The sequence below is a fragment of the Pararhizobium sp. PWRC1-1 genome (genome assembly GCF_049897905.1).
GTDB lineage: Bacteria > Pseudomonadota > Alphaproteobacteria > Rhizobiales > Rhizobiaceae > Pararhizobium.
Genome location: NZ_JAFCXE010000011.1, coordinates 200783 through 221920, shown reverse-complemented (window position 1 = coordinate 221920; position 21138 = coordinate 200783). Strand labels below are relative to the sequence as shown.

21 protein-coding genes are annotated in these 21138 nt (G+C 59.6%); 14 read left to right on the top strand and 7 right to left on the bottom strand.

Annotated elements, in window-relative coordinates; genetic code table 11:
• Window positions 1-181: 181 nt before the first annotated feature.
• Both ACP7E0_RS18465 and ACP7E0_RS18460 read left to right on the top strand, forming a co-directional pair.
• Window positions 182-1852: an adenylate/guanylate cyclase domain-containing protein gene (locus ACP7E0_RS18465; protein WP_426126658.1), complete on the top strand. Its 1671-nt coding sequence runs from the start codon at window positions 182-184 to the stop codon at window positions 1850-1852.
• A gap of 176 nt (window positions 1853-2028) precedes the next feature.
• Window positions 2029-3459 (top strand): diguanylate cyclase, encoded by a 1431-nt coding sequence (locus ACP7E0_RS18460; protein WP_426126656.1) that lies wholly within the window; start codon window positions 2029-2031, stop codon window positions 3457-3459.
• Here the strand turns inward: ACP7E0_RS18460 and ACP7E0_RS18455 are convergent.
• Complete coding sequence (locus ACP7E0_RS18455; RefSeq protein ID WP_426126654.1) at window positions 3456-4118, bottom strand: TetR family transcriptional regulator C-terminal domain-containing protein; 663 nt, start codon at window positions 4116-4118, stop codon at window positions 3456-3458. The two genes, ACP7E0_RS18460 and ACP7E0_RS18455, sit on opposite strands and share 4 nt — an antisense overlap.
• 291 nt (window positions 4119-4409) lie before the next feature.
• Between ACP7E0_RS18455 and ACP7E0_RS18450 the strand changes: the two genes are divergently transcribed.
• The 4 genes from ACP7E0_RS18450 to ACP7E0_RS18435 all read left to right on the top strand — a co-directional run bounded on the left by ACP7E0_RS18450 (window position 4410) and on the right by ACP7E0_RS18435 (window position 8143).
• Window positions 4410-5663 carry a Zn-dependent hydrolase gene (locus tag ACP7E0_RS18450; protein ID WP_426126652.1) on the top strand — a complete coding sequence of 418 codons (1254 nt, stop codon included), beginning with the start codon at window positions 4410-4412 and terminating at the stop codon, window positions 5661-5663.
• A gap of 202 nt (window positions 5664-5865) precedes the next feature.
• A complete protein-coding gene (locus ACP7E0_RS18445) occupies window positions 5866-6312 on the top strand; it encodes an endonuclease domain-containing protein (protein ID WP_426126651.1) in 447 nt (148 codons plus the stop codon).
• Window positions 6309-7763 carry a dihydropyrimidinase gene (gene hydA, locus ACP7E0_RS18440; protein ID WP_426126649.1) on the top strand — a complete coding sequence of 485 codons (1455 nt, stop codon included), beginning with the start codon at window positions 6309-6311 and terminating at the stop codon, window positions 7761-7763. The genes ACP7E0_RS18445 and hydA overlap by 4 nt, the downstream gene beginning before the upstream one ends.
• Window positions 7763-8143 (top strand): hypothetical protein, encoded by a 381-nt coding sequence (locus ACP7E0_RS18435; protein WP_426126647.1) that lies wholly within the window; start codon window positions 7763-7765, stop codon window positions 8141-8143. The genes hydA and ACP7E0_RS18435 overlap by 1 nt, the downstream gene beginning before the upstream one ends.
• Before the next feature lie 83 nt (window positions 8144-8226).
• Here the strand turns inward: ACP7E0_RS18435 and ACP7E0_RS18430 are convergent, their stop codons facing one another.
• Window positions 8227-8364 carry a hypothetical protein gene (locus tag ACP7E0_RS18430; protein WP_426126645.1) on the bottom strand — a complete coding sequence of 46 codons (138 nt, stop codon included), beginning with the start codon at window positions 8362-8364 and terminating at the stop codon, window positions 8227-8229.
• A 98-nt stretch (window positions 8365-8462) separates the two neighbouring features.
• Between ACP7E0_RS18430 and ACP7E0_RS18425 the strand changes: the two genes are divergently transcribed.
• The 8 genes from ACP7E0_RS18425 to ACP7E0_RS18390 all read left to right on the top strand — a co-directional run bounded on the left by ACP7E0_RS18425 (window position 8463) and on the right by ACP7E0_RS18390 (window position 17746).
• Window positions 8463-9254, top strand: a complete 792-nt coding sequence (locus ACP7E0_RS18425) for an ABC transporter ATP-binding protein (protein WP_426126643.1) — start codon at window positions 8463-8465, stop codon at window positions 9252-9254.
• Window positions 9244-9714, top strand: a complete 471-nt coding sequence (locus ACP7E0_RS18420; RefSeq protein ID WP_426126641.1) for a GNAT family N-acetyltransferase — start codon at window positions 9244-9246, stop codon at window positions 9712-9714. Before ACP7E0_RS18425 ends, ACP7E0_RS18420 begins: the two co-directional genes overlap by 11 nt.
• Entirely contained in the window at window positions 9711-10046 is a 336-nt protein-coding gene (locus tag ACP7E0_RS18415) for a hypothetical protein (protein ID WP_113312674.1), read from the top strand. Before ACP7E0_RS18420 ends, ACP7E0_RS18415 begins: the two co-directional genes overlap by 4 nt.
• A gap of 35 nt (window positions 10047-10081) precedes the next feature.
• Window positions 10082-10933, top strand: a complete 852-nt coding sequence (locus ACP7E0_RS18410; protein WP_426126697.1) for an ABC transporter permease — start codon at window positions 10082-10084, stop codon at window positions 10931-10933.
• Window positions 10930-11802 carry an ABC transporter permease gene (locus tag ACP7E0_RS18405; protein WP_426126639.1) on the top strand — a complete coding sequence of 291 codons (873 nt, stop codon included), beginning with the start codon at window positions 10930-10932 and terminating at the stop codon, window positions 11800-11802. The genes ACP7E0_RS18410 and ACP7E0_RS18405 overlap by 4 nt, the downstream gene beginning before the upstream one ends.
• Before the next feature lie 81 nt (window positions 11803-11883).
• Window positions 11884-12876, top strand: a complete 993-nt coding sequence (locus tag ACP7E0_RS18400) for an ABC transporter substrate-binding protein (RefSeq protein WP_426126637.1) — start codon at window positions 11884-11886, stop codon at window positions 12874-12876.
• Window positions 12877-13239: 363 nt separating this feature from the next.
• On the top strand, window positions 13240-14430 hold the full coding sequence (locus ACP7E0_RS18395) for an efflux RND transporter periplasmic adaptor subunit (protein ID WP_426126635.1): 1191 nt from the start codon (window positions 13240-13242) through the stop codon (window positions 14428-14430).
• Between the two features lie 13 nt (window positions 14431-14443).
• Window positions 14444-17746 carry an efflux RND transporter permease subunit gene (locus ACP7E0_RS18390; RefSeq protein WP_426126633.1) on the top strand — a complete coding sequence of 1101 codons (3303 nt, stop codon included), beginning with the start codon at window positions 14444-14446 and terminating at the stop codon, window positions 17744-17746.
• A gap of 78 nt (window positions 17747-17824) precedes the next feature.
• On the opposite strand, the gene ureG is transcribed toward ACP7E0_RS18390, so the two are convergent.
• The 5 genes from ureG to ACP7E0_RS18365 form a co-directional block, all read right to left on the bottom strand.
• A complete protein-coding gene (gene ureG / locus ACP7E0_RS18385; protein WP_426126631.1) occupies window positions 17825-18436 on the bottom strand; it encodes an urease accessory protein UreG in 612 nt (203 codons plus the stop codon).
• Window positions 18437-18471: 35 nt separating this feature from the next.
• Window positions 18472-19143, bottom strand: a complete 672-nt coding sequence (locus ACP7E0_RS18380) for an urease accessory protein UreF (protein WP_426126695.1) — start codon at window positions 19141-19143, stop codon at window positions 18472-18474.
• Entirely contained in the window at window positions 19136-19618 is a 483-nt protein-coding gene (ureE, locus tag ACP7E0_RS18375) for an urease accessory protein UreE (RefSeq protein ID WP_426126629.1), read from the bottom strand. The genes ACP7E0_RS18380 and ureE overlap by 8 nt, the downstream gene beginning before the upstream one ends.
• Window positions 19619-19723: 105 nt before the next feature.
• On the bottom strand, window positions 19724-20263 hold the full coding sequence (locus ACP7E0_RS18370; RefSeq protein ID WP_426126693.1) for a peroxiredoxin: 540 nt from the start codon (window positions 20261-20263) through the stop codon (window positions 19724-19726).
• Window positions 20264-20451: 188 nt separating this feature from the next.
• The gene (locus ACP7E0_RS18365) at window positions 20452-21126 is read right to left on the bottom strand and encodes a TIGR02117 family protein (protein WP_426126691.1); all 675 of its coding nucleotides are present in this window, start codon (window positions 21124-21126) and stop codon (window positions 20452-20454) included.
• Window positions 21127-21138: the final 12 nt, after the last annotated feature.

Genomic DNA, 21138 nt, shown 5'->3' with positions numbered 1-21138 from the left:
TCCAGACGTCTGCGGCCTGCTCCGGAAAACTGCGGCGCTTCCGACCAATGAAGCCTGCGATAATCTATTGGACACGAAATCGCGACAAAGCGTCTCCAAAACGTGCGTTGCCCCTTACTGCGAACTCGCCGATAAGAGAGGATAGCAATACGCGGCTTTGCCGCCAACACCGGATGTATGCTTGAAGATCGCCTCCTCACGAACCCGCAAAAGGCTGCATCTCCTGACGGGCGCTTGCCTCGGCCTGTTCCTGCTCACGCATTTTTCCAACCACGCACTTGGTCTCATCTCGGTCGAGACCATGGAGGCCGCGCGCCGGATTTTCAACTTGCTCTGGCGAAGCTGGCCCGGCACGGTGCTGCTCTACGGATCGCTGCTCGTACACTTCGTGCTCGCCCTTGAAAGCCTCTATCGCCGCCAGACCCTGCGCATGCCGGTCCGCGAGGCGCTGAAAATCATCTTCGGCCTAACCTTCCCCTTCCTCATTGTCGGGCATGTGGTCAGCACCCGGGTCGAGTGGATGCTGACCGGCCAAGGTGACGGGTATTACCGGGTGCTGCCGCTGCTCTGGTCGGACTCCATCACCGCCACACGGCAATCACTCGCACTGATCATCGCCTGGGCACACGGCTGCCTCGGTGCATGGTTCTGGATGCGCGGCCGCAATTGGTATCCGCGTTTTTTCCTGTTTTTCTATTCCTTCGCCGTCCTCGTTCCGCTGCTGGCTCTGCTTGGCTTTGCAGCGGGCGCGCGGTCGCTGGAGGTCGGACTGCCATCGACAGCCTGGTTCATGCCAGTGCGCACCCCGCCCGAAAACATGGGGCAAATCACCACGTCCATCGTTGTCGGCCTGCTGGCCATGATCGGCGGAACCTTGATCCTGCGCGCCATTCCCGTGCGGGGAAAGATCCGCATCACATATCCCGACCGGGCCATCTCGGTTGCAAAAGGTTTTAGCGTGCTCGAGGCAAGCCGCGCCGCCGGCATCCCACACCTGTCGATCTGCGGCGGTCGCGGACGCTGTTCGACCTGCCGGGTTCGAGTGACGGAAGGTCTGGAACGGCAGCCACCGCCCAGCGATGCAGAGCGGGCGACGCTGACGCGTATCCGTGCGCCCGACAATGTGCGCCTTGCCTGCCAGCTGCGGCCGAACCACAATCTGTCGATCTCTCCCATCCTCGGCGCCGACAATGTCGGCCTCACGGCAAATCCGACAGAGCAGCAGGCAGCCGGCCGCGAACGCCATATCGCCGTTTTGTTTTGCGATCTGCGCGATTTCACGCTGCTGGCCCAGAAACAGCTGCCGTTCGATACCGTCTTCCTGCTCAACCGTTATTTCGAGACCATCGGCGAGGCGGTGGAAACCTCTGGCGGCGTGATCGACAAGTTCATCGGAGACGGTGCGCTGGCTATCTTCGGCCTCAACAACAGCATCGAGGATGCCTGCGCCCAAGCGCTGACGGCAACAATCCGTATTGCAAGAGGGATCGACGTTCTCAACCGCAATTTCATGAGCGAGCTGGATACCCCCTTGCGCATCGCCATGGGCATGCATGCCGGCCCGGCGATCATCGGCCAGATCGGCTATGGCAAGGCGTCGTCGCTGACGGCCGTTGGCGACACCATCAACGCGGCAAGCCGTCTGGAAGGCTTTGCCAAGGAATATGACGCGCAGCTTGCTGTTTCCGCCGATCTCATCCGGTATGCCGGCCTCAAGGTCGATGACCGGGAAAGCTACAACATCTCCATTCGCGGCCGCGCAGGCACGCTCGAAACATTGATCGTCGAGAACGCAGAGGAGGTGACGGTCATGATGAAGGCCGGCGGAGGCCAGAATACGCCCCCGGCCTAACCGGTTGGTGTAGCCTTGGAGCATGCACCATGTGCATGCCAGCAATCCAAACACGGGAGACGACGTGGATGAAAATTGCGCCTACTTATCAGTAATACTTTTCACATGAACTGACTGTATGCACACCCAATGCGTGCAAAGGATGCTGCAATCATGTCAACGTGCATACCCCTGCCATGCGCCCACTGATCAACCACACTGTAAAGCCCTCGAATGCTGCGCTGGGTATGACATTCTTGTGTGCGGCCATTCTCGCCGGTGTCGTTTTCCTGGCGTCGCTGTTCGGCATCTTCACGCGCCCCAGCGGTCTGCTTGCCCTGTTCTGGCCGGCAAACGCTATCCTGCTCGGCCTGATGGTCCGGCATCCGCGGTTTGCAACGCCCGTTGGCTGGGCCGCTGCCTTCGCTGCTTATGTCACGGCAGACCTGATAATGCACGGCCCCCTGGTCAAGACCTTATGGCTTACCGGCGCCAACATCGCCGGCGTCTTTATCGGCAGCCTTCTCTACAGATTCGTCGGAGCAGATCACCGTCGCCTTCGCGAGCCTCAATCCGTTATCATCATGTTTGTCATCTGTACGGCTGCAGCGCTCGCAAGCGCACTCGTCGGCGGTATCGCAGCCGGGGTGGCCCTGAACGAGGCGTATTTTTCCGGGTTTGAATTCTGGCTCGTAACAGAGCTGGTGAATTTCATCGTCGTTTTACCGGTCGTGCTGATCGCGCCGCCGCTCAGCGAATGGAATGAATTGCTGACACTCGGTAATCGCGAGACGATATCCTGGGAACGCAATGCCCTTCCCGTGGCTGCACTCATCCTGTCGATGTTCATCAGCAGCCTGATCGGTGGACCAGGGGCCTTCGCCTTTCCGGTTCCGGCTCTTCTCTGGTGTGCCACCAGTTTTTCGCTCTTCCCGACGGCGCTGCTGACATTGGTCTTCAGCATCTGGGGAATGATGGTGTTCAGCAGCGCGGGCACAGTGCCGAACACAGATCCACTCTGTTGGGTACAGTCCATTCGGCTCGGCCTTGGCATGATCGCGATGGCGCCGCTTTCCGTCGCGAGCGTGACGACGACGCGCAATTTCCTGCTTCAGCGCCTTCAGGACTCGGTTGACCATGATTTTCTGACGCGCACGCTCGCTCGCGGCACTTTGATGGCAAGGGGAGAGAACATCGTATCGCAAGATAGCAACCCGGATGGATCAGCGGTTCTCGTGCTCGATATCGATCACTTCAAAGCCGTGAACGATCGGTTCGGACATGCGGCCGGTGACAGGGCGCTCGTCGCTTTCGCCAACGTTGTCGCTTCGACGCTGCGAAAGGACGACCTGTTTGGACGCACCGGCGGCGAAGAGTTCTGCGTGGTGCTGCCAAAAACCTCCGCATTATCAGCCCAGGCCGTGGCGGAGCGCATCCGGCGGGCTGTGGAACGCCTGGAGATTGACATCGGCGGCAGAGAGCCCCTCAAGATCACGGTGAGTGGTGGCCTGGCTGTCCGCCATGGTGTTTCAAGATTGTCGTTTGACGATATGCTGACACGCGCCGACATGGCGCTTTACCGGGCAAAGGCCGAAGGCCGCAACCGTATTGTCAGCGAGGCATCCTAGTCACCGGTCAAGGCCCCGCCCTCCCGGATTTCCAGGCCGCTGACAAACAGTTGCTCAAGAAAGCGCGCCGCGTCTTCAAAGCGTCCCTCGCCCGAACGTTCCTCGCCGAGCACCCCGCGCACCTGAACATCGAAATCCGCATAATGCTGCGTCGTCGACCAGATGGCGAAGATCAGGTGATACGGATCGCATTTGGCAATCTTGCCGGCTTTCGCCCAACTGCGGATCACCTCCGCCTTTTCATCGACCAGCGATTTCAAAGGCCCTTTCAGCTCATCCTCGATATGGGGAGCGCCCTGCAGGATCTCGTTGGCGAACAACCGGCTTTCGCGCGGGAAATCGCGCGCCATCTCCAGTTTGCGGCGGATGTAGCTGCGGATTTCCGAAACCGGATTTCCCTCCGCGTCGAACTCGCGCAGCGGGTCAAGCCAGCTGTCGAGCACCCGGTCGATCAGCGCCCGGTGCATCGCATCCTTGGTGCGGAAATAATAGAGCAGGTTGGGCTTCGACATGCCCGCCACATCTGCGATCTGATCGATGGTGCTGCCGCGAAAACCGTGGGTGGCGAACACGTCCAGCGCCGCCTCCAGAATCAGTTCTTCCTTCTCCTCCTGGATGCGGGTTCGCCGTTGCGTTCGGGCTGCCCTCGGAAGTACCATCTTTCCCCCAGTCTTCTCACAAATCGCCGCCGGCGCGCGGCCTGAAAACCTCCAAAAACCGCATGATCCAAAAATTCGGACGGCACTGACGTTTTTTCTGTTTTTCGTCTTGAGTGCGGCAACGGAAGTTGTAATGTTTTACCAACCGGTCAAATTATCAGTCAGTTCAAACGCAAACGCAACGGCTGATCGCAGGGCAATCGAAAAAACCAGATTGCCCCGATTTGACCACGGGAACGACGGGATGCTCAGCCCAATGCGCCTCCCTTAAAAAGAATGAGGAGAACCGTCATGGCTCATGCACCGGGCGAAAACATGCGCGTCAACGCCGACCGTCTGTGGGATTCACTGATGGATATGGCCAAGATCGGCCCCGGCATTGCCGGCGGCAACAATCGCCAGACATTGACCGACGAAGACGGCGAAGGCCGCCACCTGTTTCAGAAGTGGTGCGAAGACGCTGGCATGAGCATGGGCGTCGACAAGATGGGCACGATGTTTGCCACACGCCCCGGCACCGATCCGGACGCCCTGCCCGTCTATGTCGGCAGCCATCTCGACACTCAGCCGACCGGCGGCAAATATGATGGCGTGCTCGGCGTACTCGGTGCGCTCGAAGTCGTGCGCACCATGAACGACCTCGGCATCAAGACAAAACACCCGATCGTCGTCACCAATTGGGCAAACGAGGAAGGTGCACGTTTCGCACCCGCGATGCTGGCCTCCGGCGTCTTTGCCGGTATCCATGAGCTGGACTACGCTTACGGCCGCAAGGACCCCGAAGGCAAGACCTATGGCGACGAGCTGAAACGGATCGGCTGGCAGGGCGACGAAGAGGTCGGCGCGCGAAAAATGCACGCCTATTTCGAGTATCACATCGAACAGGGTCCGATCCTCGAGGCAGAGGAAAAGGCCATCGGCGTGGTGACGCACTGTCAGGGCCTCTGGTGGCTGGAATTTACGCTCACCGGCCGCGAAGCCCATACCGGCTCGACCCCGATGAACCTGCGCGTCAATGCCGGCCTTGCCATGGCGCGGATCGTCGAGATGGTCCAGGGTGTTGCAATGGAAAACCAACCGGGCGCCGTCGGCGGCGTCGGCCAGGTGTTCTTCTCGCCGAACTCCCGCAACGTGCTGCCGGGCAAGGTGGTCTTCACCGTCGATATCCGCTCGCCGGACAAGGCCAAGCTCGACCGCATGCGCGCCAAGATCGAGGCCGAAGCCCCGAAGATCACCGAAGCGCTCGGCGTCGGCTGTTCCATCGAAGCCATCGGCCATTTTGAACCCGTTACCTTCGATCCAACACTGGTCACCGCCGTTCGCACCGCCGCCGAAAAGCTCGGCTACAGCCACATGAACCTCATCTCCGGCGCCGGCCACGACGCCTGCTGGGCCTCCAAGGTCGCCCCCGCCACCATGGTCATGTGCCCGTGCGTCGGTGGTTTGAGCCACAACGAGGCCGAAGAGATATCAAAGGAATGGGCGTCCGCCGGGTGTGATGTGCTGTTCCATGCGGTGGTGGAGACGGCGGGGATCGTGGGGTGAAGACTGTGGCAGTGGCCCCCTCATCCGGCCTTTCAGGCCACCTTCTCCCCGCTGGGGAGAAGAGGGTATCTGCCGCTGGCTCAGAACCGATCATTGTCCCCTCAATCTCGAAACCGCCAGTAAAGCACAAGGCCGCCGAGATCTCCCTCTTCTCCCCAGCGGGGAGAAGGTGGCCCGAAGGGTCGGATGAGGGGGGCTTCCGGTGAACGCTCAGAAAAACAACGGCATCACCAAGCGCCGCAATGGCGCAACTACCAAAGCGCGTCACTTGCGGCAGGACGAGACAGAAGCCGAATACAAGCTCTGGAATGAACTGCGCAATCGCCTGCTGAACGGATACAAGTTCTCAAGACAAGTCCCGCTCGGCCCCTATGTCGCCGACTTCGTCTGTCGCGAAGAAAACCTCGTGATAGAACTTGATGGCGCGCAGCATTCAGGCTCGCTGTCCGACATTGTTCGAACACGTTGGCTGAATGAAAACGGCTATTCCGTCTTGCGGTTCTGGAACGACGAAATTTTGCGGGAACGGCGTGCGGTTCTCGACACTATACTCGCAGTCCTGTCCGGTGAGATTTTCTCTCGCTGCGATGCGATCCGCTTTTCGCCCGCCGGCTCCTTTGCGAACACCAAAGAGGGAATACGATCATGACCACAGTCATCAAAAACGGAACCATCGTCACTGCCGACCTCACCTACAAGGCGGACGTCAAGGTCGATGGCGGCAAGATCGTCGAGATCGGTCCGAACCTCTCGGGCGATGAGACGTTGGACGCGACCGGCTGTTACGTCATGCCCGGTGGCATTGACCCGCATACCCATCTCGAAATGCCGTTCATGGGCACCTACTCCTCCGACGATTTCGAAAGCGGCACGCGCGCGGCCCTGTCCGGCGGCACGACCATGGTCGTCGACTTCGCCCTGCCCGCCCCCGGCCAGTCGCTGCTCGAAGCGCTCACCATGTGGGACAACAAGACGTCGCGGGCCAATTGCGATTTCTCCTTCCACATGGCGATCACCTGGTGGAGTGAGCAGGTCTTCAACGAAATGCAGACCATTGTTCAGGACAAGGGCATCAACACTTTCAAGCATTTCATGGCCTATAAGGGCGCGCTGATGGTGGATGACGACGAGATGTTCCACTCCTTCCAGCGCTGCGCCGAGCTCGGTGCGCTGCCGCTGGTCCATGCCGAAAACGGCGATATCGTTGCCCAGATGCAGGCAAAGCTGCTCGCCGACGGCAATAATGGCCCAGAGGCACACGCCTATTCGCGGCCTGCCGCCGTCGAGGGCGAAGCCACCAACCGCGCCATCATCATCGCCGACATGGCAGGCAGCCCGCTCTACGTGGTGCACACGTCCTGCGAACAGGCACATGAAGCCATCCGCCGCGCCCGTCAAAACGGCATGCGCGTCTATGGCGAACCGCTGATCCAGCACCTGACGCTGGACGAAAGCGAATACGCCAATCCTGACTGGGACCACGCGGCCCGCCGCGTCATGTCGCCGCCGTTCCGCAACAAGCAGCATCAGGACTCGCTTTGGGCCGGTCTGTCTGCCGGTTCCCTGCAGGTGGTTGCGACTGATCACTGTGCCTTCACCACGGCGCAAAAGCGCTTCGGCATCGACGATTTCACCAAGATCCCCAACGGCACCGGCGGGCTTGAAGACCGCATGCCGATGCTCTGGACCAACGGTGTCGCCACCGGCCGGATCACCATGAACGAGTTTGTCGCCGTCACCTCGACCAATATCGCCAAGATCCTCAACATGTACCCAAAGAAGGGCGCGATCCTGGTCGGAGCCGATGCCGATCTCGTTGTCTGGGATCCGAAACGCTCGAAAACCATCTCGGCCGCAAGCCAGCAATCGGCGATCGACTACAACGTCTTCGAAGGCAAGCAGGTCACCGGCCTGCCGCGCTATACGCTGACAGGCGGCGTGGTTGCCATTGAGGAATCGACCGTCAAGACCCGCGAAGGCCAGGGCAAGTTCATCAGTCGCGAACCCTTTACGGCCGTCAACAAGGCTCTGTCGACCTGGAAGGACATCACCGCGCCGCGCAAGGTCCAGCGCACCGGCATCCCGGCAAGCGGGGTGTGATGGTGAGAGCGGCAAACCGCATCGCTTTGTTGCTTGTGACCAGCCTCGCAATGGCCGCACCGGCGGTTGCGAGCCAGGCGTTCCTCGACGGCGACTATGGCAACACGGATGGCTGCGCCTATTCCAAGACCGGCGAATCCACCGGTTCGGACAATTTCTTCCTGTTGACCAATGAAGGCATCACCACGGCAGCGTCCTATTGCAGCTTCAAGGAACCGGTGACGAAGAACGGCACATCCTTTGCCGCGACAGTCTCCTGCAGCGCGGAAGGCGAAAGCGGAGAGGCGGACGACAGTGTCGATATTCTGCGCACCGGCAACGACTACACTATCGCTTTCAATGACGGGACACGCTGGGGGCCTCTGAAGAGATGCAAATGAGCCGCCCTCCATCCAGCACATCACTCTGTCGCCGGCCGGCGGGCAAGAGGCGGCACCACGGGCCAACTTACGCAACACTGAGATTAAACCTTCAGTTCAGGCAACAGGATGACGCTTTCCTGTTTGTTCGGATCGTTGCGGGCGATGACCGCCGAACAGGGCTGGTTTGGCAGCCATTTCCCCATCTCCTCGGCAACGATATCGCCAGCAGCATACCCCATTTAAAAAATATGAAGTACGACTGTCGGAGGCTGGGAGCCGGATGACGTCACACCAATCTTCCAGGCAATGGCATTCAGAGCGGAGCGCATCGGATACAATGATAACAATACCAGCATCCGTCGTTTCGGCGCGCGATCTCGGCCTCACGTTCGAGACCAATGACGGCCCCGTCAACGCCCTGACGGGCGTCAATCTCGACGTCAACAAGGGCGATTTCGTCTCGTTCATCGGCCCCTCCGGCTGTGGTAAGACCACCTTCCTGCGCGTCATCGCCGATTTGGAAAAACCGACCTCCGGATCGATCACCGTAAACGGCACAACGCCGGAGGACGCCCGCAAGAACCGCTCCTACGGTTACGTCTTCCAGGCCGCCGCCCTCTACCCTTGGCGCACCATCGAAAAGAACATCGCCCTGCCACTGGAGATCATGGGCTATAGCACTGCTGACCAGAAGGCCCGGATCGACCGCACGCTGGAGTTGGTCAACCTGACAGGCTTTGGCAAGAAATTTCCCTGGCAACTTTCAGGCGGCATGCAGCAGCGCGCCTCGATCGCCCGGGCTCTCGCCTTCGATGCCGATCTTCTCTTGATGGACGAACCTTTTGGCGCGCTCGATGAAATTGTCCGCGATCACCTGAACGAGCAATTGCTGAAACTCTGGGACCGCACCAACAAGACGATCTGCTTCGTCACCCACTCGATCCCCGAAGCCGTCTATCTCTCCACCAAGATCGTCGTCATGAGCCCCCGCCCCGGCCGCGTCACCGATATCATCGAATCGACCTTGCCCAAGGAACGCCCGCTCGGCATCCGCGAAAGCCCTGAATTTCTCGAAATCGCCAGCCGGGTGCGCGAAGGCCTAAGAGCGGGGCATAGCTATGATGAGTAGGACAACCGTCATCAGGGATGCCGAAAAAACCGACATGTCGGCATGTTCTGCGATCCTCAACGGCTGGATCGACGAAACCGGCTGGATGGCACGCGTCCACGATCACGAGGATGTCGAACGATATTACAGCGACGTCGTCTTTCATGAACGCCAGGTCAAGGTCGCCGACGTCGATGGCAAGGTCTGTGCCTTTATGGCACTGTCCGATGATGCCTACGTCACGGCCCTTTATGTTCGTCCTGATTACCGTCGGGAGAGACTTGGCAAAAGCCTCATCGACCATGCAAAGACACTTTTTCCGGATCAACTGAACCTCTGGACATTCGACGAAAACAAGGGCGCCCAGCGCTTCTATCGTCGTGAAAACTTCATAGAGGTGAAAAGGACCGACGGAGATAATGAGGAGAACTTGCCGGACACTCTGTTCCAATGGGGTTCGTTAGTGGGGATACCGTCATGAACCTCTCCTTCATCCTCTGGCTGTCCGCCTCCATGGCCATCTTCCTCAGTGCCGCAACGGCATCGCGCTATTATGTTTCCAGCAACAATATCCTGATCCTGCTCTTTTCGCTCGGGCTCTATTGCCTGGGCAACCTGATGATGGTGCGGTTGATGCGCGAGGGTGGGCTTGGGCTTGCCATTTCCGCCTCGGCCATCGCCCAGCTGCTTCTGGTCAATTTCATCGCGTTTGCCGTCTTCGGCGAGCGCATGACCGTGCCGCAACTGGCCGGTGTCGCCCTTGGCGTGGTGTCGATGGGGCTGATGCTGATGCCCGCCGGCGGGAAGGCTTGAGCATGGAAAAGCCGAACCTTTTCAAAGACAGGATCATGCCGGTGGGCGGCATCCTTATCTGTGTCCTCGCCATCTGGTATGTGGCGGTGGTCTTCCTCAATGCGCCGTTCGAGCGCGATACGGCCGGCCGCGCCGGAACAGAAATCACCTTCGCCGAGATCCTGCCGAAAACCATGTTCCAGCAGCGGCCGGTTCTGCCAGCCCCGCATCAGGTGATCGCCGAAATCTGGAATACGACATTCCTGATGCCGATCACCTCCAAGCGCAGCCTCGTCTACCATGCCTGGATCACGCTCTCGGCGACGCTGCTGGGCTTTGGCATCGGCACCGTGCTGGGCATCCTGCTCGCCGTCGGCATCGTCCATAACCGCGCCATGGACCGGTCGCTGATGCCCTGGGTCATCGCCAGCCAGACCATCCCCATCCTTGCCATCGCTCCGATGATCATCGTCGTGCTCAATGCCATCGGCATATCCGGATTGCTGCCAAAGGCGCTGATCTCCACCTATCTCAGCTTCTTTCCGATCGTCGTCGGCATGGTGAAGGGACTGCGCAGCCCGGAGCAGATCCAGCTTGACCTGATGCACACCTATTATGCCAGCCCGGCGCAGACCTTCTGGAAGCTGCGCTGGCCGTCGTCCATGCCCTATCTCTTCGCCTCGCTGAAGGTCGCCATCGCCATTTCGCTGGTCGGCGCCATTGTCGGCGAACTGCCGACCGGGGCTGTGTCCGGTCTCGGCGCCCGCCTGCTCGCCGGCTCCTATTATGGCCAGACCGTACAGATATGGTCCGCGCTCTTCATGGCGGCAGCCCTTGCCGCAACCCTGGTGATCATCGTCGGCTTTGCCCATACCGCCGTCCTCAAACGCATGGGGATGAAGCCATGAATTACGGTCTGCTCTTCGGTGCCATCGCCTTTTGGCTCGCGGCCTGGGCAACCAATGAATGGCTGGTGCGCCAGAAACTCAGAAACCTGGCCGCCAACAGAGCCGTTCGCTTGGCGGTACCGTTGCTGTTCGGCGTCAGTATTCTGGTTCTGTGGGAAGGGCTCGTGCGCGGGTTCCATGTTCCCTCGGTCCTCCTGCCGCCACCGTCCATGATCTGGACGCGGCTGATCAACTCCGTGCCGATACTCTGGGCCGATTTCCAGCAGACCTTCCTGAAGGCCGTGATCATCGGCTACACATTGGGCTGCAGTCTCGGCTTTCTCATCGCCATCGCCATCGATCGCTCGCCTTTCCTGCAGAAGGGGCTTTTACCGCTCGGCAATTTCGTCTCCGCCCTGCCCGTCATTGGCGTCGCGCCGATCATGGTCATGTGGTTCGGCTTCGACTGGCAGTCGAAGGTCGCAGTCGTGGTCATCATGACCTTCTTCCCGATGCTGGTGAACACGGTGTCGGGACTTGCTGCGGCAAGTTCGATGGAACGCGACCTCATGCATACCTATGCCGCCAGCTGGTTTCAGACGCTGGTCAAATTGCGTCTGCCGGCAGCATGGCCTTTCATCTTCAATGCGCTCAAGATCAACTCCACGTTGGCGCTAATCGGTGCCATCGTCGCTGAATTCTTTGGCACCCCGATCGTCGGCATGGGGTTTAGGATTTCCACCGAAGTGGGACGTATGAATGTCGATATGGTTTGGGCCGAAATCGCCGTCGCGGCGGTGGCTGGCTCCGTTTTTTACGGGATAGTGGCGCTCATCGAGCGGGCTGTCACGTTCTGGCATCCGTCCGTGCGAAATTCACGGACGGCCTAAGAAAGGCCCGTCCGTGGTGGGCGGGCACAACAAAAAAGCCGCCGGCTCGCGTCGGGCCGGCATAACAAAAAGGGAACTGACATGAAGACGAGACTTGCATCATTGCTGCTGGCAAGCGCTTTTTCGCTGTCCGCATTCCATGCTATGGCTGCCGACAAGGTGGTACTGCAGCTGAAATGGGTCACGCAGGCCCAGTTCGCCGGCTATTACGTCGCCAAGGACAAGGGCTTTTATGAAGCCGAAGGCCTCGATGTCGAGATCAAGCCGGGCGGCCCTGACATTGCTCCTCCGCAGGTCATCGCCGGTGGTGGCGCCGACGTGGTCGTCGACTGGATGCCTTCTGCCCTTGCGACCCGCGAAAAGGGCGTAGCGCTCGTCAACATCGCTCAACCCTTCAAAACATCCGGCATGATGCTGACTTGCCTGAAGGAATCCGGCGTCGCTTCACCTGCCGATTTCAAGGGCAAGACGCTGGGCGTCTGGTTCTTCGGTAACGAATATCCGTTCCTGTCCTGGATGAGCCAGCTGGGCCTCAAGACCGACGGCGGCCCGGATGGCGTTACGGTGCTGAAGCAGGGCTTCAACGTCGACCCGCTGATCCAGAAGCAGGCGGCCTGCATCTCCACCATGACCTATAACGAATACTGGCAGGTTATCGATGCCGGTATTAAGCAGGAGGACCTCGTCGTCTTCAAGTATCAGGACCAGGGCGTTGCAACTCTGGAAGACGGCCTCTACGTCCTAGAAGACAAGCTCAAGGATCCGGCATTCAAGGAAAAGATGGTCAAGTTCATCCGCGCTTCGATGAAGGGCTGGAAATATGCCGAGGAGCATACGGACGAAGCAGCCAGCATCGTTCTTGAAAACGACGCTACCGGTGCTCAGACCGAAGAACACCAGAAGCGCATGATGAGCGAAGTCGCCAAGTTGACGGCGGGCTCGAACGGCGCGCTTGATGACGCCGACTATAAACGCACCGTTGCTTCGCTGCTGAAGGGTGGCTCCGATCCCGTCATCAGCAAGGAGCCGGTCGGCGCCTTCACGCACGAGATTACTGACGCCGCTCTCAAGTAGGCGTTTTTATAATACTTTGAATGAAGAAACGCGCGGGCTGGTCCCGCGCGTTTCTCATTTGCAACACTCGATAATACGTTTGCGCAACAAAAAGACATAAAACAGAAGTTGCATTGATGGCACCCAACAAATAAAATAATGAGGCACCATTCTTTATTTCTATCATCTTGCATAGCCGAAAGGGCCTAACTAAATAAAGCCCGACGGCATTCTGAGGAGGATGCGGGGGAAAATCTACGCGTAACGTAATTGCAATCGACGCGCTGTTTCCTTCCCTTCCAGCACATGACGGCGACAAGCCTTTCCTGCAAGGTTTTAGGCGTCACCGAACTGATTTATCTGGAATTCGAAGAAAGTGAGCCGATGGCCCGTAACAAGACGTTTGCGTTTGGAATTTCCACTGCCCTGCTGCTGACATTGCTGTCTGGTACCGCATTCGCGCAGGAGGCCGCGGCGCCGAAAGCCACGCAGACATTGCCGTCCATCGTCGTGACCCAGGTGGAGAACAAACCGGTCATCGACCGTGTCGTCGCAACCGGCGCCATCAAGGCCGTGGAAGAGACCTATGTCTCGCCGCAGGTTGATGGATTGTCGATCCGCACGCTGAACGCTGATGTTGGCGACCGGGTGGAAGCCGACAGCACGCTGGTCGTTCTCAACGAAGACATGCTGATCCTGCAAAAGAGCCAGTACGCGGCAAGCCTTGCCAAAGCCAACGCCTCGCTCGCGCAATATCAGGCACAACTCGCCGAAGCGCAGGCCAATGCCGAGGAAGCCGTACGGGTCAGCGAGCGGTCGCGCAAGCTGTCCGAAGCGGGATCCATCTCCACCGCCCAGCGCGATCAGGAAAAGGCCGCAGCAACCGCTGCCCTTGCCCGTGTCAATTCGGCCGAACAGTTCATCGCGGTCGCCAAGGCCGATATCAAGGTTGTTGAAGCCCAGATGTCGGATCTGGACCTGCGCCTCGCCCGCACCGAGGTCAAATCACCGGTCAGCGGCATCGTTTCGGCAAAGACCGCCAAGGTCGGTGCCATAGCCAATGGCACCGGCGAACCGCTATTCACGATCATTCGCGACGGCGCGCTGGAAATGCGGGCTGACATCAACGAGGGCGACCTCATCAAGCTTGCGATCGGCCAGAAAGCCGTGGTGACGCTCGCCGACGGCAAGACCAAGATTGACGGCAAGATCCGGTTGATTTCACCGATGGTCGATGCCCAGACCCGCTTGGGCGCCGTCTACATTTCGCTGAATGAGCCCGAAAAAGCCCGGGTCGGCATGTATGCCGATGCCCAGATCATCGTCGAGGAAAAACAGGCCATCGTCTTGCCGCTGACAGCCGTTACCGTTGGAAGCAAAGAGACGATCGTGCGCAGGGTCGAAGATGGCGTTGTTCACCTGACGAAAGTGACGACAGGCATTCAGGATGGTGAATTCATCGAGATCACCACGGGTTTGAAGCCCGGTGACAAGGTGGTTGCCAAGGCCGGCGCCTATGTGCGCGACGGCGACAAGATCAATCCGGTGACATCCGCCGCCACGGCGACCAATTGACGGGAAGAGCGGCATGAATTTTTCAGCTTGGGCAATTCGCAATCCGATTGCGCCGATCCTCGCCTTCGTATTGTTGATGTATCTTGGATATTCATCCTTCAACACGCTGCCGATCACGCGCTTCCCCAACATCGACGTCCCGATCGTCTCGATCAGCGTCGCCCAGAGCGGTGCGGCACCGGCAGAGCTTGAATCGCAGGTTACCAAGGAAATCGAGGATGCCGTTGCCGGTATTTCCGGCGTCGATCACGTCACCTCGACCATCAGCGACGGGGTTTCCAACACCGCCGTGATGTTCATGATGGACGTGCCGACCAATCAGGCCGTTCAGGACACCAAGGACGCGATCGACCGCATTCGCGGTGATCTGCCCGCCTCGGTAGAAGAGCCGATCGTCTCCAAGGTCGATGTCGAAGGCCAGGCGATCCAGACTTTTGCCGTCTCGTCTCCCGGCATGACGCTTGAGGAAATCTCCTGGTTCGTCGATGATACCGTCAAGCGCGCGCTTCACGGCAAGTCCGGCATCGGCCGGATCGACCGTTACGGCGGGGCGGACCGCGAAGTTCGCGTCGAACTCAACGATGCCCGCCTGAACTCCTACGGCATCACCGCCTCGGACGTGAACAATCAGCTGCGCAAGATGAACACCGACCTCGGCTCCGGCCGTGGACAGGTGGGCGGCAGCGAGCAGGCGATCCGCACGCTCGGCGATGCACGCTCGGTCGAAGGTCTGGCCAACACCATGATCGCCATGCCGAATGGCAGGTTCGTCCGGCTTTCCGAACTCGGCAAGGTGACAGACACCTACGAGGAACCGAAGTCGTTTTCGCGCTTCAACAGCACGCCGGTCGTGACCTTCGCCGTTTTCCGCTCCAAGGGAGCAAGCGAGGTTTCCGTCGCCGAAACCGTCGGCAAGACGCTGACGGAACTGCGGGCGAAAAATCCCGACGTATCGATCGAACTGGTCGATGATTCCGTCTACTACACCTACGGCAATTACGAAGCCGCGATCCATACGTTGCTCGAAGGCGCGCTGCTTGCCGTTGCCGTGGTCATGCTGTTCCTGCGCAACTGGCGCGCAACGCTGATCTCAGCCATGGCCCTGCCGCTGTCGGCCATTCCGACCTTCTGGGTCATGGACATGCTCGGCTTCTCGCTGAACCTGGTCAGCTTCCTCGCATTGACGCTGGCGACCGGCATTCTCGTCGATGACGCCATCGTCGAAATCGAGAATATTGCCCGGCATATCAAGATGGGCAAAACGCCCTACAGGGCGGCGATCGAGGCAGCCGACGAAATCGGTCTTGCCGTGATTGCGACGACGTTCACGATCATCGCGGTGTTCGTGCCCGTATCGTTCATGCCTGGCATTCCCGGCCAGTACTTCATCCAGTTCGGCCTGACGGTCGCGGTCTCGGTGTTCTTCTCGCTGATGGTCGCGCGGCTGATCACGCCGCTGATGGCGGCCTATCTCATGAAATCAAGCGACGGCGACGGTCATCACGATGACAGCGACGGCACGATCATGCGCGGCTATACATGGCTGGTCAGCACGACGACCCGGCGCTGGTACATGCGTTATGCAACGATGCTTGCCGCCATCGGTTTTGTTATCGGATCGGTCATGCTTTTGATGACCGTTCCGGGCAGCTTTCTGCCGACTGAAGATGCGTCGCGCATCGTTCTGTCCGTCGAATTGCCGCCGGATGCACGACTGGAGGACACCGACAAGACGACGGAAGAAATCTACGCCCGGATCAAGGATCTCAACGGCGTCGCAGGCATCTTCGTCCTTGGCGGCGCCTCGCCGAAGGGTGACCTCGAACTGCGCCGCGCGACCATCACCGTCATGCTGGCCAAGCTTGACCATTCGCTTCTCAACAAGGTGGTCAACGACGTCTTCGGCCGCCTACCTGTGATCGGTCAGTATCTGCCGAAACTGCCGCCGGCCGGCCGCATCATTCCACAGGCTGAAATCGAAAAGCAGGTCTATGCCGCCGTTCGTTCCATTCCGGACGTCCGCATCCTCAAGCTCAACGACCGGGGCGAACGCGATCTGTCGTTCAATCTTCTCTCGAAGAGCGACGCTGCCCTCAACTCAGCCGTTGCCATGCTGGAAGCCAATCTGCGCAACGAGCCGCTGCTCGCCAATGTCAGCCCGGACGGCGCCTTGCCGCGGCCTGAACTGCAGATCCGTCCGCGTGCCGACCAGATGTCGCGTCTCGGCATCATGACCTCGCAGATTGCCGACGTCGTTCGCGTCGCCACCATCGGCGATATCGATGCGGCCCTGACGAAAATCTCGCTCGACGACCGGCAGATCCCGATCCGTGTCCAGGTGGATACGAATTTCCGCACCGACCTCGCCGCCATCCGCAATCTGAAAGTCCAGACGGCGGCCGGTGCGCTGGTGCCGATTTCGACCGTGGCCGATATCAACTATTCTGAAGGCCCGAGCTCTATCAAGCGCTACGACCGCAACCGCGTCGTCACCATGGGCGCGGACCTGCCGATCGGCGTGGCCCTCAACACGGCTTCGGACCGCTTCAAGGAGATTGCCAAGGAAACCAAGCTGCCCGCCGGCGTCGAGTTCCTCGAAAGCGGTGACGCCGAAGTTCAGGCGGAAATGGAAGCGGGCTTCGGCAACGCCATGCTGCTCGGCCTGATGCTGGTGCTGGTGGTGCTGATCCTTCTGTTCAAGAACATCATCCAGCCCTTCACGATCCTGTTCTCGCTGCCGCTCGCCATTGGCGGCGTGGCAATCGGCTTGATCCTGACCCGGAACGCCATGTCGATGCCGGTGCTGATCGGCATCTTGATGCTGATGGGTATAGTTACGAAAAACGCCATTCTGCTGGTGGATTTCGCCATCGAGATGATGCACCGCGGCATGGAGCGAACGGAGGCGATGATCGAGGCGGGACGCAAGCGCGCACGGCCGATTATCATGACATCGATTGCCATGTCGGCGGGCATGCTGCCCTCGGCACTGGGTGTCGGCGAAGGCGGCTCGTTCCGTGCGCCGATGGCCATCGCGGTGATCGGCGGCATTATCGTCTCGACGGTGATCTCGCTCCTCGTCGTACCGGCCTTCTTCCTGATCATGGACGACCTGTCGCGCCTGCTCGGCAAGATTTTCGGCCGCTTCGTCGGCAAAAAGGATGAAGAGACGGAAGTGCTGGAAAACGCAGCACTCACCGATATCGTCACCGATCAGAGCAAGACGATCAATGAATTGCAGGAGCGCTTGAACAAGCTGGAAGGCCCCAAACGCAGCGGCAACGTCATCAACCATCCGGCGCTCGCAGCCGAATAGACCTTCCGCATCAGGATGAAAAAGCCCGGTCGCATCAAGGATGCGGCCGGGCTTTTTCGTTCTGGAATATTGCGAACTTTACAGCCCGCCTTCGACCCTCAGAAAATCAACGATCGTCTCCACGCCCTCGCCGCGTTTCATGTCCGAAAACACGAACGGCCGTTCGGCGCGCATGCGGTTGGCATCGCGTTCCATGACATCGAGATCGGCACCGACATAGGGCGCCAGATCCTTCTTGTTGATCACCAGCAGATCCGAACGGGTGATCCCCGGCCCGCCCTTGCGCGGGATTTCTTCGCCCTGGCAAACCGAGATGACATAGATGGTGATGTCGGCCAGATCGGGCGAAAAAGTCGCCGCCAGATTGTCGCCGCCGGATTCGATGAAGATGACGTCGAGATCGGGAATGCGGCGGTTGAGATCGGCGATGGCCTGCAGATTGATCGTCGCATCCTCGCGGATCGCCGTGTGCGGGCAGCCGCCGGTCTCGACGCCGACGATCCTGTCCGACGGCAGCGCCTGCATGCGCACCAGCGCCTCGGCATCTTCCTTGGTGTAGATATCGTTGGTGACGACGGCGATCGAATAGTGTTCGCGCATCGCCTTGCAGAGCTTGTCGGTCAGCGCCGTCTTGCCGGAGCCGACCGGACCGCCGATGCCGACACGAAGGGGACCATTGGCAGATTTCATCGCAACATTCCTTTCAAGAAAGCGGGCTCAAACCGTCAGGACCGGAAGAGCCGCGAATGCAAAGTCTCATGGCGCAGCGCCGAAATATCGGCCGTGATGGTGGCAGAGCCGAGATCGTCCAGCGTGCTCTGCGAAGCCTTTACTGCCGTCTCAGCAATGATAGGCTCCAGTTCGGCCAGCACACCGACGCCATGCGTCTGTCCGGTGACTCCGCAGCGGATTGCGACAGACACGAGATTGGACGCGGTCGAATGCAGGTAGGCAGCAACGGCTGGTTCCAGCCCGGTGCGATGCGCGCCCGCAACTGCGCCAACAGCCACGGGGTAAGCAACGGCACCGGTCAGCGTTTCCAGCACCGGATGCGGCCAATGGGCAGCCGCCGTCACAAACGCCTCGCCCTGCAGTATAGTTTCCATATGGCGCTCCCGCGACCCGGCCAGCGCTTCCGCCAGTTCCCGCACCGCCGCCAGTCTTGGCGCATCGCCACAGGCACGATAGCTCTCGGCCAACAGCAGGGCGTCATTCCAGCCCGAGCCATGCTCGATCAGCGCCCGCAGCCACCGGGCAAGCCCCGGCGCGCCGGTGATCAACCCATCGTGAGCCGCCTGCTCGAGCCCGCCGGAATAGGAAAATGCACCGACTGGAAAAGCCGGCGACAACCATGTCACCAACCGCAAAAGCGCCTGCGTACCGGCCAGATCAGTCATGGGCGTGATGATGGCCGCCATGCCTATGCGAATGCCCGCCGGACCCGTGATAGGCGCCGCGCATCGGCTGGAACGGTTCTGTGACCTCCCCCACCGTCGCGCCCAAACCTTCCAGCATCGCCTTGATCACCGGATCGCGCAGGATCAATATCCGCTCCAGCCGGATTTCGGCTGCAAGGTGCCGGTTGCCGAGATGCCAGGAAAGTTCGATCAGGTGGAGCGGATCGCGCGGACGGATGTCATAAAGCGGTTCGGCGACGGCTGCGATGCGCACATGGTCGCCGGTGTCGAGCACAAGAAGATCGCCATCGGCCAGCATGACGGCTTCCTTGAGATCGAGCATCACCACATCGTCATTGTCGAGATGCAGCAGTTTTCGGCGCAGATGCCGCTGGTCATGGGCCAATGCAATCGTGTGAAGCGGCGTTTTGTCTGTCGGGCCGGGAGACAGGGTCTGGGTCGAGCGATAGGGCATTCAGCGCGCCTTTAAATTCATTCATGCCACTGTAACAACAAAAAAATCCGGCGCCAGACCAAACAGGACGGGCGCCGGATTTCACAAAATCACACGTGCCTGAAATCAGGCAGCGATCTTTTCTGACTGCAGCGCGCCGAGAATGTTCTGCGGCGACGAGACGCCATAGGGATCGCTATCGGCATTGTCGCAATAGCCTTCTTCTTCGAACCACTGTTCGATGACGCCATCATTGATGACGGCGGCATAGCGCCAGGAGCGCATGCCGAAGCCTAGGTTATCCTTGGAAACGAGCATGCCCATCTTGCGGGTGAACTCGCCGGAGCCATCCGGGATCAGCTTGACGTTTTCGAGATTCTGCGACTTGCCCCAAGCATTCATGACGAAAGCGTCATTGACGGAGATGCAGTAGATCTCGTCGATGCCCTCGGCACGGAAATCGGCGGTCAGCTTTTCGAAATCGGGAAGCTGGAAGGTCGAGCAGGTCGGCGTGAATGCGCCCGGCAACGAGAACAGGATGACGCGCTTGCCACTGAAATAATCCGCCGACGAAACATCCTGCCAACGGAATGGATTGGCGCCGCCAACGGCCTCGTCGCGAACGCGCGTGCGGAAGGTAACGGACGGCACTTTTCTGCCAATGATCATGATGAAAACTCCTTGAAAGACGAACGCCCTGCGCGGCAGGTCTTGGGAGGAGCCCGGCACAGGAGGTGAACCATTTTCTACAGCAACTCCTGCTGCGATGCAGCACCGAGGGTACGAAAAACACCCGATGCATGGCTGACCTGCGCCTTGCGCATGACTGCACCTGCGACAAAAAGTCAATAATTTCAATTATACAGCGTCAGCGATGTCGACAGTGAAACCGGCAAGGGGTTCCACCAGCCTGTCCGCAAGCCCGCCTCTCGAAGTGCGTTCGCCGTCCAGGTATTGCAGCCGACCACGGCGCTGAACCAGCCATGGGCCTCGAAAAAGCGGTCGTTCAGTCCATAGGCCGTATCCGGGATCGGCTGTACCTGACCATCTGTGCGGGTAAAGCTTGCCTCGATGAAGGATAGCAGCCGTTCGTATTCATCCGGCCCGATGTCGAAGCCCGCAACATGATCCGAAGGCTCGATAACATCGCCAGCGACATCGGCATGGATGACGGAACGATCGAGCGTTAACCCCTTGAACAGCGGCATCGGCTTCAGCTCCGACCAGGCCGGGGTTTCGAGATAGAACGCCCGCCCGCCCCAGCCGAAAACCAGCCAGCGCGCATCCGAATGCGCAACCGGCATACCGCTTTCACCGAGAAACGGAAAGCGGGCCAGGGTTTCGGCATTGATGGGAATGGCAATATCCGTGTGGATGGGGTTGGCCAACACAAGGATGCGATGTCTCTCGCCCGTTGCCGTCTCGGCCTTCGCCGCGGACCACAGAGGACGTGGAACGAATGTCCCGGCCACAACGGCGAAGGCCGCCGCGAAAACGACGGCAGCCAGCCAGCGCAAGGCCCGTTTCAAGGACATCAGCAT

Bases quoted from the DNA above. Each gene is read 5' to 3' on its own strand.
- ACP7E0_RS18400 (WP_426126637.1), top strand. From the start codon at position 11,884: ATGAAGACGAGACTTGCATCATTGCTGCTGGCAAGCGCTTTTTCGCTG.
- ACP7E0_RS18395 (WP_426126635.1), top strand. From the start codon at position 13,240: ATGGCCCGTAACAAGACGTTTGCGTTTGGAATTTCCACTGCCCTGCTG.
- ACP7E0_RS18460 (WP_426126656.1), top strand. From the start codon at position 2,029: ATGCGCCCACTGATCAACCACACTGTAAAGCCCTCGAATGCTGCGCTG.
- ACP7E0_RS18455 (WP_426126654.1), bottom strand. From the start codon at position 4,118: ATGGTACTTCCGAGGGCAGCCCGAACGCAACGGCGAACCCGCATCCAG.
- ACP7E0_RS18430 (WP_426126645.1), bottom strand. From the start codon at position 8,364: ATGGGGTATGCTGCTGGCGATATCGTTGCCGAGGAGATGGGGAAATGG.
- ureG (WP_426126631.1), bottom strand. From the start codon at position 18,436: ATGAAATCTGCCAATGGTCCCCTTCGTGTCGGCATCGGCGGTCCGGTC.
- ACP7E0_RS18410 (WP_426126697.1), top strand. From the start codon at position 10,082: ATGCCGGTGGGCGGCATCCTTATCTGTGTCCTCGCCATCTGGTATGTG.
- ACP7E0_RS18420 (WP_426126641.1), top strand. From the start codon at position 9,244: ATGATGAGTAGGACAACCGTCATCAGGGATGCCGAAAAAACCGACATG.
- ACP7E0_RS18405 (WP_426126639.1), top strand. From the start codon at position 10,930: ATGAATTACGGTCTGCTCTTCGGTGCCATCGCCTTTTGGCTCGCGGCC.
- ACP7E0_RS18380 (WP_426126695.1), bottom strand. From the start codon at position 19,143: ATGACTGATCTGGCCGGTACGCAGGCGCTTTTGCGGTTGGTGACATGG.
- ureE (WP_426126629.1), bottom strand. From the start codon at position 19,618: ATGCCCTATCGCTCGACCCAGACCCTGTCTCCCGGCCCGACAGACAAA.
- ACP7E0_RS18435 (WP_426126647.1), top strand. From the start codon at position 7,763: ATGGTGAGAGCGGCAAACCGCATCGCTTTGTTGCTTGTGACCAGCCTC.
- ACP7E0_RS18450 (WP_426126652.1), top strand. From the start codon at position 4,410: ATGGCTCATGCACCGGGCGAAAACATGCGCGTCAACGCCGACCGTCTG.
- ACP7E0_RS18415 (WP_113312674.1), top strand. From the start codon at position 9,711: ATGAACCTCTCCTTCATCCTCTGGCTGTCCGCCTCCATGGCCATCTTC.
- ACP7E0_RS18390 (WP_426126633.1), top strand. From the start codon at position 14,444: ATGAATTTTTCAGCTTGGGCAATTCGCAATCCGATTGCGCCGATCCTC.
- ACP7E0_RS18425 (WP_426126643.1), top strand. From the start codon at position 8,463: ATGATAACAATACCAGCATCCGTCGTTTCGGCGCGCGATCTCGGCCTC.
- hydA (WP_426126649.1), top strand. From the start codon at position 6,309: ATGACCACAGTCATCAAAAACGGAACCATCGTCACTGCCGACCTCACC.